This window comes from Alteromonas sp. H02, from assembly GCF_059682525.1.
In genome coordinates, this window is the sequence record NZ_CM185021.1 from 5,048,038 (window position 1) to 5,061,088 (window position 13,051).

The 13,051-nt window shown below is 48.9% G+C and carries 10 protein-coding genes; 2 read left to right on the top strand and 8 right to left on the bottom strand.

Features of this window, described 5'->3' with window-relative positions; all coding sequences use genetic code 11:
- Position 1: 1 nt before the first annotated feature.
- Together AC566Q_RS23355 and AC566Q_RS23360 are read left to right on the top strand one after the other, a co-directional pair.
- Positions 2–586 carry a sigma-70 family RNA polymerase sigma factor gene (locus AC566Q_RS23355; protein WP_499611782.1) on the top strand — a complete coding sequence of 195 codons (585 nt, stop codon included), beginning with the start codon at positions 2–4 and terminating at the stop codon, positions 584–586.
- 141 nt (positions 587–727) lie between these two features.
- On the top strand, positions 728–1,549 hold the full coding sequence (locus AC566Q_RS23360) for a glucosaminidase domain-containing protein (RefSeq protein ID WP_499611785.1): 822 nt from the start codon (positions 728–730) through the stop codon (positions 1,547–1,549).
- A 411-nt stretch (positions 1,550–1,960) separates the two neighbouring features.
- On the opposite strand, the gene AC566Q_RS23365 is transcribed toward AC566Q_RS23360, so the two are convergent.
- The 8 genes from AC566Q_RS23365 to recG all read right to left on the bottom strand — a co-directional run bounded on the left by AC566Q_RS23365 (position 1,961) and on the right by recG (position 12,946).
- Positions 1,961–2,671 (bottom strand): hypothetical protein, encoded by a 711-nt coding sequence (locus AC566Q_RS23365; RefSeq protein ID WP_499611789.1) that lies wholly within the window; start codon positions 2,669–2,671, stop codon positions 1,961–1,963.
- Positions 2,672–2,849: 178 nt separating this feature from the next.
- Complete coding sequence (locus tag AC566Q_RS23370; protein ID WP_499611792.1) at positions 2,850–4,031, bottom strand: BaiN/RdsA family NAD(P)/FAD-dependent oxidoreductase; 1,182 nt, start codon at positions 4,029–4,031, stop codon at positions 2,850–2,852.
- Positions 4,032–4,101: 70 nt separating this feature from the next.
- On the bottom strand, positions 4,102–5,703 hold the full coding sequence (locus AC566Q_RS23375) for a carboxylesterase/lipase family protein (RefSeq protein ID WP_205664756.1): 1,602 nt from the start codon (positions 5,701–5,703) through the stop codon (positions 4,102–4,104).
- Positions 5,704–5,808: 105 nt separating this feature from the next.
- Positions 5,809–6,282, bottom strand: a complete 474-nt coding sequence (locus AC566Q_RS23380; protein WP_105934226.1) for a peroxiredoxin — start codon at positions 6,280–6,282, stop codon at positions 5,809–5,811.
- A gap of 146 nt (positions 6,283–6,428) precedes the next feature.
- Entirely contained in the window at positions 6,429–8,915 is a 2,487-nt protein-coding gene (locus tag AC566Q_RS23385; RefSeq protein ID WP_105934225.1) for a S8 family serine peptidase, read from the bottom strand.
- Positions 8,916–9,203: 288 nt separating this feature from the next.
- On the bottom strand, positions 9,204–9,872 hold the full coding sequence (locus tag AC566Q_RS23390; RefSeq protein WP_146129528.1) for a response regulator transcription factor: 669 nt from the start codon (positions 9,870–9,872) through the stop codon (positions 9,204–9,206).
- Between the two features lie 220 nt (positions 9,873–10,092).
- A complete protein-coding gene (locus AC566Q_RS23395; protein WP_499611797.1) occupies positions 10,093–10,872 on the bottom strand; it encodes a class I SAM-dependent methyltransferase in 780 nt (259 codons plus the stop codon).
- Complete coding sequence (gene recG / locus AC566Q_RS23400; protein ID WP_499611800.1) at positions 10,865–12,946, bottom strand: ATP-dependent DNA helicase RecG; 2,082 nt, start codon at positions 12,944–12,946, stop codon at positions 10,865–10,867. The genes AC566Q_RS23395 and recG overlap by 8 nt, the downstream gene beginning before the upstream one ends.
- Positions 12,947–13,051 lie beyond the last annotated feature (105 nt).

Consider the following 13,051-nt stretch of genomic DNA (forward strand, 5'->3'; position numbering starts at 1 on the left):
CATGAACGATCACGAGAACGAAAGCCTTCGTCTCGCTGATCGGCTGTCAAAACTCAGTGATGACGAATTGGTGCGTATTGCGAAACTTCAGCTTCCCTATGTCACAACAGCATATGAAGCGATTTTTCACCGATACCATCAGAAGCTAACACAAATATGTTACCGCTATTTAAAGTCAGCCGAAGAAGCGGAGGAGACGGTAAGCGACACGCTACTCATCGTGTTCAATAAAATAACGCAGTTTGAAGAACGTTCGAGTCTGAAAACCTGGTTGTACAAAATCGCTCATAACCAGGCATTAACCAGGCTTCGAAGGAAACAAGCGGAATACGTTGAATTTGATGAAACCTTGCCCGAGCTGGAGCAAAGCCAAAGCCTGGGTAATGAAGAGGCATCGCAAGAGCAAGTTGAATTGAGTCGGCTGTTAGATTTACTGACGCTAGAAGAACGCTCAATCGTTGTGTTTCGAATGACGGGCAATTTGGAATTTACAGAAATTGCTCAGGTAGTCGACCAGAAGCTCAGTACCGTCAAAATGCGTTATAAGCGAGCCTTAGAAAAAATGGCCGTCAATGCGCGTAAATAAAAAGTTGAAACACGTTTTGTGTGTGTCAGGCCCAGCGCCAGGTTATCCCCTTTCGTTAGGCGCTGAATACGGTCAATAAATAACAAAAAGAGACGGTTAGGTCTGACACACCATTTTTTGAAAAGAAAGGAAAACAATAAAATGAAGAAGATAAAAATGTCACATGCATTGGTAGGTTTTTTAGCACTCAATATGGTGCTTGCATCTCATTACTTTTTGTCACAATCGACACACAGTAGCGGTCTACCCAAAGCGGAAGTGAAAGCAAAAACCCGTTTGAACAAACTACCGGATTTCACTGTGTATACCGACGTAAAAGAAAAGAAATCGGCGTTTTTTGAGACGCTGTATCCCATTATCGAAGAAGAAAATAGGCATGTACTCAGACTGCGCAAAGTCATTCAAACGCTCAAAGGTGCGCCGGAATTAACTGAGCCACAAACGGAATGGCTCAGCACAATAGCTACGCATTACAAAGTCGACGAGACCTTGCCTACTGACGAGATGTTCACCATGTTGCTAAGAAAAGTAGACTTTGTTCCCCCCTCGTTGGCATTGACCCAAGCCGCCATTGAGTCTGGGTGGGGCTCGTCTCGATTCGCTAGAAAAGGAAACAACCTATTTGGTCAGTGGTGCTTTACTAAAGGCTGCGGCATTGTGCCCTCTTCACGAGATTCAGGCAAAGGTCACGAAGTAGCGAAATTCTCAACTGTTAACGCGGCCGTACGTGCCTACATTAAGAACTTGAATACCAATGCGGCTTATCAGGATCTCAGATCAAAACGTGCGTCTTTGAGAAAATCGGATTCTCCCGTATCTGGCATTGCATTGGCCTCTACGTTGACCCGGTATTCTGAAGAAGGGACTGAATACGTGCAGAAAGTGACGCGCTTTATCCAGCAAAACAATCTGCAACGATTTAACGAGCAATTTAGTCAAGCCTCGCTAATTGCGGCGAGATAAACATCTCTTACTCATTTATATCAACGCGAGTTTGTTAGACCTTGGTGTAATTACTGTGGCATTTACATTTGATGCCACATCGATGCACTGGAATTGATAGAAATCACCCTCGTGTCGACGATAACATGCTTCTTTGAGATTTTTTTCGACTTGAGAATAGCGCTGCCAATTCCTCGGTAGCGCTACAAGCGGAGAGTTGATTAGGCTCAGCCGCCAAGTCGTGCAGAAACACCTTTGCTAGCTATTCTATGTTAAATCATTTTTTGTACAAAGGCATGTACATATGGATAGCACTTCACTGAAAAAACGTTTTATAGACAGGCTAAAACAGTGACTGAACAATCGATGTCGCACTGTTCGTGAATCAGGCAGCAGTAAAAATATCGAGTTTGTTAGACAAAACGGGTCACGTCACCATGAGGATTTACGGGTCTGCGCAAGCTTTAACCTATGCTGTCGAATAAACTCTGCTGTCTTTTCAAGCAACCGTCTGTGTTTTTCTTCTGAAAATGCGGGTTGATAATTTTTTAAGAATAAGTACTGAGCTCTATTCCAGTCATCGATAAATACCTCTGTTGAGAAGTTCCAGTTGTCACTTTGACACTTATTGCAATAGCCTGTGAGTGATGCCTTCAAATTGTCATAGATGTTTGATCGTTTTCCGCAACACTTATGCCATAACTGCGATACGTGGTGCAATCTAGTTTGGTGAATGGAACAGTCAGCGGAACGGAGCCAATCTATTTTGAAGTATGAATATCCAATAGATCTCAATTGCAATTTTACGCATTCAATGCAGTAACGAAGTTGTGTTCTAGATGCTGGCTCGAGATATGATTTATCGGTGTCTTCATTCTGCAGTACTAACTTGGCGAGTTGAGTCCTGGTTTTTAAATCTGCGCCGAGATAGGGTGCATTGCTATCGATAATTTCAGCTAACCGATTGATATCGATATCTTTAAAACATGCACGTTGTTTTTCATTCAAAATTGGAAGCTCATAAACGACGCCCCCAGGGCTAACCACGCCTCCAAGATCTCTAGGTTTATTCAGTGCACCAAAAAGAATCATCCTTCGAAGAATAAAGCTATGAATTGATTCATCTCTATTAATCGGTGCCACTCGTCAATACCTCTTCAAAATTTGATTCGAAAACATGCTTTTATAAACCTTGGCGCCTGTGGCTCTTAAGATCATTGGTTGAACTTTCGTGACCCAAAACCTGAAACTTGGCAAACTTTAAAAAGCAACTTGGCATTCTTTATTGTCACTTGGCAAAGTTTATTGATCATTTTCATCACTACACATACTGCGCGGCAGCCCAACCGCTACTCCAGGCCCACTGGAAGTTGTAGCCGCCCAACCAGCCGGTGACATCCACCACTTCGCCGATAAAGAATAATTGTTCTACTTTCTTACTCATCATCGTTTTTGATGACAACTCGTCAGTGTCTACGCCGCCAAGAGTCACTTCGGCAGTTCGATAGCCCTCGGTACCGTTGGGATGAATCTGCCAGTCTTCAAAAAATCCAGCGATGGCGTCGGCTTCCTTACTGTTTAACTGTTTAACCGGTTTATTGTCCCAGCGGTTCAGTTCGCAAAAAGTTGCCGCGACCCGTTTGGGGAAGTGTTTTGATAACCAGGTTGTTATTAAAGAATCAGGATTCTTTAATTGCGCTTCCGCCAGACTTTCAGCGATATCGAAGGTAGGTGAAGCATTAATATGCAATATGTCGCCTGGCTGCCAGTAGCTTGATATCTGTAGCATAGCCGGGCCGCTCAATCCCCGGTGAGTAAATAAGGTGTTTTCCCGGAACGTCGTATCATTACAGGTGGCATAGGTATCGATAGCCACCCCGCTGAGTTCAGCCAGTATTGTCTTGTCTTTCTCATGCAGGGTAAAGGGCACCAGGCCTGCCCGGGTGGGTAACACGTTAAGGCCAAATTGCTCCGCCAGTTTATAGCCGAAGGGCGTGGCGCCAAGTTTGGGCAGGCTCAGCCCGCCGGTTGCAACCACCAGGGATGCACACTCGTAGTCGCCCATGGAAGTGGATAAAGCAAAGCCCTCATCGGTTTTGCTCACACTGAGGATCTCACAGCGTGTAGTAATCTCGACATTGGCTTTACGGCACTCACTCACCAGTAAGTTTACGATATCGGCGGCGGATTCGTCGCAAAAAAGCTGACCCAAGGTCTTCTCATGATAGGCAATACCGTATTCCGCCACCAGGGAAATGAAGTCCCACTGGGTGTAGCGGCTAAGCGCTGATTTGCAAAAATGAGGGTTACGGCACAGGTAGTTTTCATGGCTGGCATACATGTTGGTAAAGTTGCAGCGGCCACCGCCAGACATGAGGATTTTACGGCCGATTTTCTTTGCATGATCCAGCACTGCCACACTACGGCCGCGCTTGCCGGCTTCGGCCGCACAAAATAATCCGGCTGCACCTGCCCCAATCACCACTACATCAAACTTATTCAAAACAACACGCTCCTCTCCTGACCGGCGTATTATAGGTCAGGAGAAGCGTGGTTAATATGGTTTAGCTGATTTAATTGCCTTGCTCAACCGCAGCTTTAACGACATCCAGCCGGGCCTTCCATGGATCGGTACCGTGCTCCATTTTGCCATTGCGGGTCATATTCAGAATATTGCTTTGTGCCGGGTCGTAAGCCTGCCAGTCTGCTGCTCCAGCACTCACTGGCTGGCCTTTTTTGGCAAAACTCACAATATACTGATGAATGGTTTCAGCAGCCGCTGCATCCTGTTCGGTTAAGGCATCACCATACTTGGCTGCTACCGTATTAAAGAAAAACGGGATATCTGAAGCATGGGGGGCGCCCGGACTATCATTACTCTGGGCAACAGTACCAAACCGGTAATAGAAAGCTCGCTGACCATGTCCGGTCATCTGCTCTGCCACAAACCTTGCCGGTTCCTGCATGCTGCGGTCCTGCCCTACCGAATAGCCCACCGCCTGGAACGGTACATCACCGGTGGGATCGTAAACTTCACGAGCTTCATCGGCGTAAGGGCCGAAAGAAGCGAACAGTCCGTCTTTGTCTTTGAACATATTAAAACCAATGTCGAGACTGGTTGCGCCTACCATCACATCCACCTTCGCCACGTTGCCATCGCGAAGGGCATCTTCGGTAGTTGCCGTAATAATTTCACCATCCTGCATCGGTCCACCCGCCCAGGTTGGCTTGTCTGTAGGTGTGGGGTTAAATAATGCGGCCAGGTTAAATCCATCAACGATATCTTCCGGGCTTAGCTCCCGCAGAGCAGCCAGGGCTTCGGCGTCGGTACCGGTAATGCCGTGTTTTTCGGCATAATTGAGGCCATACTGTTCCCCAGCCAGAGACGCCGGCGTTGGCTCACTGACCTTGCGATTACCAAACAGTGAACGACCACCGCCAGACATGATAATCGCCCGATCAAACAGCCCTCTGACCTGCTTTGCCTGCATCATGGCATGTACCGAGCCACCACCGGCTGATTCGCCCATAATGGTAACGTTATTCACATCGCCACCAAAGGCAGCAATGTTTTCGTTTACCCATTTCAGCGCTGCGATTTGGTCCATGTACGCGTAGTTAGCCAGCATATCGCCAGAGGCTTTGGCTTCTGCCGTAAGCGCCGGATGGGCAAAGAAACCAAAGCGTCCCAGACGGTAGTTAAAGCTCACAAATATCACACCGTTTTTGGCGAATTCGCTGCCATCATAAACCGCTGGAGACGCGCCGCCGTTAACAAAGCCACCACCGTAGATCCACACCAGTACCGGCGTTGAACCATCGGCATCTTTAGGTGCCCAGACATTAGCGTACAGGCAATCTTCTGCCGGTGTTTTACCCAGTGGCGCAGCGTCGCTGGGGAAAGGCAGCTGCATGCAATCGTTACCGTAATCGGTGGTCTCCTTCACTCCGTTCCATGGCGTTACCGGTTGTGGTGGACGCCAGCGCAACTCACCAACAGGCGGCGCGGCAAAAGGAATGCCCTTGTAAGTCACCAGTTGTTCCGTAACGGTGCCTTTTATTTTGCCGCCGGTTACTTCAACTTCCCCGGGAGTATTTGCAGCAGAGCAGGCAAATAACCCCATTAATGAACCCAACACAATCAGGCCATACTTTTGTACTGAACTACGGAACATCTTCGCATCCTGTGAAACCTAAAAATGAGCGGTGCAGATAATCTAATGGTTACCTGTCACCGCCAGCAGAGACCGGCGCGCTGTCAGCACACCGGGGAAACAGCGTTATAAGCTTTTCAGCATCGATTCGGCGTCACTCACTTCAAAGCGACCTGGATCCTCAACATTCAGTTTTACCACTTCACCGTCTTCCACCAGCATGGAATAACGTACCGAGCGGATACCGCCAAAATCACTGGTGTTCATGTCAAGGCCAATGCTTTTAGTAAAAAACGCATTGCCATCGGCAACCATCAGAATTTCATTGGCATTAGCAGATTTGCCCCAGGCATTCATCACGTAGGCGTCGTTCACACTTAAGCAAATAATACTATCCACGCCCTTAGCTTTAATTTTATCTGCCAGAGCAACATAACCAGGTAAATGTGCTTCAGAGCAGGTTGGTGTAAATGCACCCGGTACTGCGAAGAGGACTACGCGTTTACCGCTGAATAGTTCATTAGTATGCGGACTGGTCATTTTGCCGTCTTTCATCAATCCAAACGTCACTTCCGGCAGGGTGCTACCCACATCAATCATGTTGTTCTCCCAGAGAAATTATATAATTAACAGCAAGCTGTCTTAGGTAAATTATCCTTTAACTATAACAGTATCTGTAAATTGTGAAATAAAAAAGCCCCCGAGTTACGGAGGCTTATTATTTTAGACAGACTTATCTGACGAATTTAAAAACTCACCGTCATTTCGTCTGAACAACCACGGTCGTCACAGATCTGATAAGTAAATTCGGTATCGGTAACATTACGGGCAACATCACGATAACGGCCGTTATTGGCTACAGTGGCAACTACCACACCATTGCGAATAATATCCACAGTTGGTGCAGGTGTTGGGCGCCAGGTCAGGAAAGTCACCAGCGTACCATTTGGTCGTAATACTGAGCGACGAATGTCAGCGATAATAAAGGCATCTGCCGGCTCACTTACCGTTACGGAGTCTGAATAGGTGTCAGACTGACCTTCTGAGTCAGTAACCGTTAATGAAACACTGTAAGTACCTTCTGCCGCATAGGTATACACCGGACTCATTGCAGAAGAACTTCCGCCATCACCAAAGCTCCAGTCCCAGCTAACAATGTCATCGTCTGTGTCGGTACTGGTATCAGTAAAGGTGGCGGTTAGCTCATCTGTACTGACCTCAAATCCTGCAACCGGCGGCGCGTTGGTGACTTCACCCAGAGCCTGGAAGCTCAATGACCAGTTGTTCAGCGTCCCTAAATCCTGGCCGGCATTATCAGTAATTGATAATACCCAGTCGCCATTCATCATTTCACCGTTGAAGCTGTCGACTGAATAGGTTGCAACAATATCATCATCACTGCTGCCTGAGCGGTTATGCAGATTAACGGTGGTACCAGACGGCGAAGTCAGATCGACAATCAGATCGCCAATCCAGGTGTGCGTGATATCAACACTCACCTCTGTACCAAACACCGTATAAGGGTCGGCTACGGTGATGGTGGATGTAATACCTGTCGAATCATTATCCGGGATTGAGACGGGTGTGTTATTAGAATAAGTGACGTCAATCAGGCCCGCTGGTAACACGGTTAAGTTAACAGTTTGCGAGCGTTCAATGTCATCACTCACCGCAGTCACCACATACTGATAATCGCCCCATGGAGTATCGTCAGCCGTTGGCGTAAATAGTGTCACTTCGTCACCAGGCATCGCCGTGGTGGAAGAGAAGCTCGCTCCGCCCAGAGGATCTGTTACCGAGAAGGTCACTTCACCCGACCAGTCCGCAATAGAGCTGATAGAAAAAACGAACTCTGCGGTATCGCCCGCCGTGACTTCCATTGTCGAATCATCAACACCTAAGCCAAAGCTAGGTTGAGGGTCTGCACCAAGCAATGCGTTGTACACGTTAAGGCGTTTTCCTGAAACCGTTCTTCCGGTCAGGAAGGTATTATCATCACCGGTTTCCATGAGCAGCGTTTTTACTTCTACCGCAGAAAGCGTAGGATTAACCGACCAAACCAGTGCTGCAGCACCTGCAACGTGAGGTGTGGCCATAGAAGTGCCAGAAGCGTAAACGTAGCCATCATCTACATAGGTTGAGCCGATATCTGTGCCCGGTGCCCCCATGTCGACCGACACCAGGCCATAGGAATACCCTGAATCACCATCGTTATGGTTGGTACTGGCAACCGCTAATACGTTATCTACCTCATAGCTGGATGGATAGTGCGGGCTGTTATCGTTATTCACTCCATCGTTACCGGCTGCTGCCACAAACAGAATGTCAGCATCAGCGGCAGCCTGAATGGAGGCCTCAAGCGCACCACTAAACGAGCCACCACCCCAACTATTGTTGAGGGCTTTAATGTTAACGCCATCTTCTTTCAGTGCCACCATGTAATCAATACAGGCAATGGCCCCTTCCGTAGAACCAAAGCCATCTGCAGCAAGGAATTTACAGCCAACGATAGAGACATCGTGGTTCACCCCAACAACGCCGATACTGTTATTCCCCTCTGCACCAATAGTACCCGAAACATGAGTACCATGGCCCTGATCATCGTAGGGGTCGGAGTCGCCGTTTACGGTATCAATACCGTAAATATCATCAACGTAACCGTTACCGTCGTCATCAATGCCATTACCCGCGATTTCGCCGGGGTTCATCCACATATTGTTAACCAAATCAGGGTGGTCATACTGCACACCGGTGTCGATCACACCCACGACTACGTCGCTGCTACCGGTTGAAATATCCCATGCTTCTGCAGCGTCGATATCGGCATCAGGTGTACCACCTGTCTGACCGGTATTATTCATGGCATAGAGCAACTCATAAAATTCGTCGTTAGGGGTTGCGTCAATAGACCAGATAAAGTTTGGCTCAGCAATGGCAATGGCTGGGTTAGCTTGCAGTTTATTAATGGCATCTTTAACCGACATGCCTTGCAGCTGAAATTTAGCAATTCGACCCTTCAGTAAATGACTGAACTTGTCGTCTCTCCCATCTGCATTCATGTCAGCGATGCTGGCGCCAACCAGGGCGCGTGCCGACAGCTTGTCGGCAGAGGTAGCGGATTCTTTATAAACAACAATAATAGAATCGTCCTTGAACTTTACAGTTTCTGCAGCAGCACTAAAGCCCAACGCAGGCAGCATAGCCAGCGTTAATGCGGTAAGTTTTGTTTTCATAATTATGCTTCCAACAATAAAAAAACGCTTACTGGGTAAGCGTGATAGGTTCCTTCGAATCGATTGTGAAACTGCGACAATCCACCTTCATTTTTGGCACAAGCCATAGGGGATTGCTAGCGAGGAAGAGTAATTTACAAAAAATGTACTAGTTATCTGCGCTGCTTATTTTTTAACTAGTACCTTTATACTAGAGCCGCCATCAAACAGGCGTCAGGGAGTCAGCTTTGCAACCCCATGGAAGAAGTAACACTCGGAGAAAAAGCCAGATTAAATTGGGAAGTGGGATTAGCCGAAAACACTGCTCGACCAGGCAACAAGCTCAACCCGGTTACGCGAGTTGGTTTTACGAAAGATGCTGTAAATGTGAGTTTTAACCGTATTCACACTAATGTGCAGGGTATCGGCAATCTCCTGATTCTGTGCCCCTTTGGAAACGAGCAGCAGGATATTCTTTTCCCGTTTGGTTAAACCCGCCTGCTGAACCATTTGCTGTACTTCCATATTCTGAATGGCGGCAGCCGGATCGCTCTTATCACGCAGCTGGCGGAAGGCGCGATTAATGGTATCGCGCTTAAACCAGACATCGAACTTATTTAAACGATGGATGCCTTTCAGCAAAAGCTCTGGCTTGTCGGTGGTGTAAAAAACCCCTTCGGCACCAGCCATTAACAGCGTGAGCTCATCAACGGAGCCCGGCGAAACATTGAAAAACACCCAACGGCCGCTGCGGGTACAGCAGCTTAAAAGCTCACATAAATTAGCCGTTAACCGAATATCAATAAAAATCAATTGTGCTGGTTCGGCGTTAGCAGGCAGGCTCTCAACACCTTCCACACAGGCAGTAACATAGCCGCAGGCTTCCACTAGCTGCTTTAATAAGCAGTTAGGAGCCGCTATAGCACTACAATTGTCGGGTACCACAAAGCACACCGAATTCGTATTCGTTACAGTCAATGCAATTCTCCAGAAATCCTTTGGCTTTTGCAGATAACGAGGTTGAGAGTTGTGAATTTGCTCAGGCCTGCCGAGTTACTTCCTTTCGACATTTGAGCAAATCGTATACTTACTATACCGGTTAACAGCTAAATGTACATCCTTTGTACAGCAAAAATTACAATACCAATATAGCTATTTCGGTATACAAATCAACATTTTGAATATTATCAGGACGGCTTTATACGTTTTTGATGTACACATCGAAGCGATGTTTCTTACTGGCGATTGCCATAGAAGGTTTATGATTGGCCAGCAGTGGTGCACTGTTAGGGCGCTTTACCACCACCCTCTTTGCGGCTGCATGAAGCGCTGCAGGTAAAAGCAAATCGGCATCTTCATCGGGGCCGAGCATCAGCTGGAACAGGCGCATTTCCTTTTTTACCAATGCCGACTTTTTGCGGTGGGGGAACATGGGGTCAAGATACACTGCATCCACGCTACCCGCTGCCAGTTGCTGCATGTAATCGCAGCTGTTGGCATGGTATAGCACAAATTGTTTGGCCAGCTCTGGTTCCTGCACGGCGAGACGACGCAGGCCATCTGCTAACAACAAATAAGCCACCGGTGAGCGCTCAATCATAATTACATTGGCCCCCAGTGCGGCCAGAACAAATGCATCCCGCCCCAGCCCCGGCGTAGCATCCAGAACGGTAAGTGGTTGGTTGGCTTTTATGCCCACGGCTTTAGCCACCGGCTCTTTACTGCCACCACCGTGCTGGCGCCGATACTGACTTTGGCCTGACAGAAAATCCACATTCACGCCGTTACTGTTGGCCACCGTCAAATCCATTAACTGCAGGGTCTCGTCAACGATCTCCAAAACCAGCGACTGCTCGCCTGAATCCTCACTCTCGGGTTTGACACCCACCGAACTGGTCAGCGAGATTAATTGTAGCTCAACCTCGGAAGGCGCGGCCAATTGCTGCGCTGAAAGCCTCAGATACGGTAACTCAGGCATGCCCATAATGCTCCTTCTGTCCTATCCAGCGGTTAATAATGGCCTGCGCCCGGGTCGGGTATTCTGCCCACAGGCGGTTGGCAATCTCCTGCACCTGTGGAATAAGCGGCGCGTCGCGTACAATATCAGCAATCTTTAACTCTGCGATGCCGGTTTGACGGGTGCCCATAAGCTCGCCCGGGCCTCTGATTTCAAGGTCTTGCTGGGCGATATAAAATCCGTCATTCGACTCGCGCAATACCGCCAGGCGCTTGGTGGCCGTTTTCGATAACGGGCTTTGGTACATGAGTACACAGTGACTTTCCACCGCCCCCCGGCCAACCCGGCCCCGTAACTGATGAAGCTGGGCCAGACCCAGCCGTTCCGGGTTTTCAATAATCATTAAACTGGCATTGGGCACATCCACACCCACTTCAATCACCGTGGTAGCCACCAGTAAATCCAACTCTCCAGATTTGAAGGCCCCCATGATTTGTTGTTTTTCCGCAGCTTTTAACCGACCGTGTACCAGGCCTATTTTCAGGTCGGGCAGGGCGGTTTGTAAAATAACGGCCGTATCTTCAGCCGCCTGACACTGCAACACTTCAGACTCATCAATAAGCGTACACACCCAGTAAGCCTGACGCCCATGCTGCTGACAAGCCTCGCGCACCCGCGCAATCACATCCGCGCGGCGGGAGTCAGGCAAAGCCACGGTTTTTACTGGTGTACGCCCGGGCGGTAGTTCGTCAATAATTGAGGTATCCAGGTCTGCATAAGCCGTCATGGCCAGCGTGCGGGGAATAGGGGTGGCGGTCATAATTAACTGATGGGGAAAACGCCCCTGCAGCTCGCCTTTTTCACGCAGCGCCAACCGCTGATGTACGCCAAAACGGTGCTGCTCATCAACAATCACCAGCGCCAGCTGATCATAGGTTACCTGCTCCTGAAAAATAGCATGGGTGCCCACCAGCATTTGCACCTCACCACTTGCCAGACGCCCCAGCACTTCAGCGCGCTGCTTGCCTTTTAATTTACCGGCCAGCCAGCCCACTTCAATGCCTAGCGGTGCCAGCCAGTCCCGGAAGTTATTGGCATGTTGTTCTGCTAACAGTTCGGTGGGCGCCATGAGCGCGACCTGATAACCGCCGCCAATGGCCGATAGCGCTGCCAGTGCGGCAACCAGGGTTTTACCAGAACCTACGTCGCCCTGTACCAGCCGCATCATGGGTCGGCTGCGCGCCATGTCTTGCTGAATATCCGCGGTTACCCGCTGCTGGGCCCCTGTGGGGGTAAATGGCAGGGCGGCGAGTAATTTATCTACCAGTGCATGATCAACGTTTATCGCAATACCCGGCTGTGCATCGCTTTGCTGACGTACTTTTAGCACACTTAAATGCTGAGCCAGCAGTTCTTCCAGGATAAGGCGCATCTGCGCCGGGTGCTCACCGTTTTCGAGTTCCTGTAGCGCAACGTCTGGTGGCGGACGATGCACCAGCGTAAGCGCTTCTTTCAGGCTGACCTGTTGCTGATACATGCCGTCGGGTAATAAGTCGGTCAGGCCGCCCTTGTTGAGAATTTCCAGTGCCTGCTCGGTAAGGTTGCGTAAGGTAAGCTGTTTTACGCCCTCGGTAGTTGGATATACCGGAGTGAGGGTTTCTTCCATGGGCGCGGCATCTTCTTCAATCAGCATAAACTCAGGGTGCATCATTTCGAGCCCCCACTTGCCGGTACGCACTTCACCAAAGGCGCGGATCTGATTGCCGGGCGACATCATGGTGCGCTGCAAGGCGCCAAAATGAAAAAATCGCAGCGTAATGGTGCCGGTACCATCGGAGAGTTTCACTACCAGCATGCGCTTTTTACCGTACTGGATATCGGCCGATTTAACTTCACCAAGAATACTGACGTGCGTGAAAGGCAAGCAATCGCCAATGGGATAGATACGGGTGCGGTCTTCATAGCGTGCAGGCAGATGAAAGAGCACATCCTGCACAGTTACCAGATTGATTTTTGCCAGTTTCTCCGCCACCTTGGCCCCCACCCCTTTTAATTGGGTAATGGGCATGGTAGCAAGAGGCTGTTCAGACCGCATATGAGTGTCATTCCTTACTTTTAGGGGCATATTAAATCAAGCGCTTAGCCATTGCGAGCATCAATCATCCTGTGCTCGGTTTCGGGACGGGCTACTACTTTAATT

Coding starts and splice junctions, on each gene's coding strand:
- recG (WP_499611800.1), bottom strand. CDS start 12,946: ATGCGGTCTGAACAGCCTCTTGCTACCATGCCCATTACCCAATTAAAA.
- AC566Q_RS23385 (WP_105934225.1), bottom strand. CDS start 8,915: ATGAAAACAAAACTTACCGCATTAACGCTGGCTATGCTGCCTGCGTTG.
- AC566Q_RS23355 (WP_499611782.1), top strand. CDS start 2: ATGAACGATCACGAGAACGAAAGCCTTCGTCTCGCTGATCGGCTGTCA.
- AC566Q_RS23395 (WP_499611797.1), bottom strand. CDS start 10,872: ATGCCTGAGTTACCGTATCTGAGGCTTTCAGCGCAGCAATTGGCCGCG.
- AC566Q_RS23360 (WP_499611785.1), top strand. CDS start 728: ATGAAGAAGATAAAAATGTCACATGCATTGGTAGGTTTTTTAGCACTC.
- AC566Q_RS23375 (WP_205664756.1), bottom strand. CDS start 5,703: ATGTTCCGTAGTTCAGTACAAAAGTATGGCCTGATTGTGTTGGGTTCA.
- AC566Q_RS23380 (WP_105934226.1), bottom strand. CDS start 6,282: ATGATTGATGTGGGTAGCACCCTGCCGGAAGTGACGTTTGGATTGATG.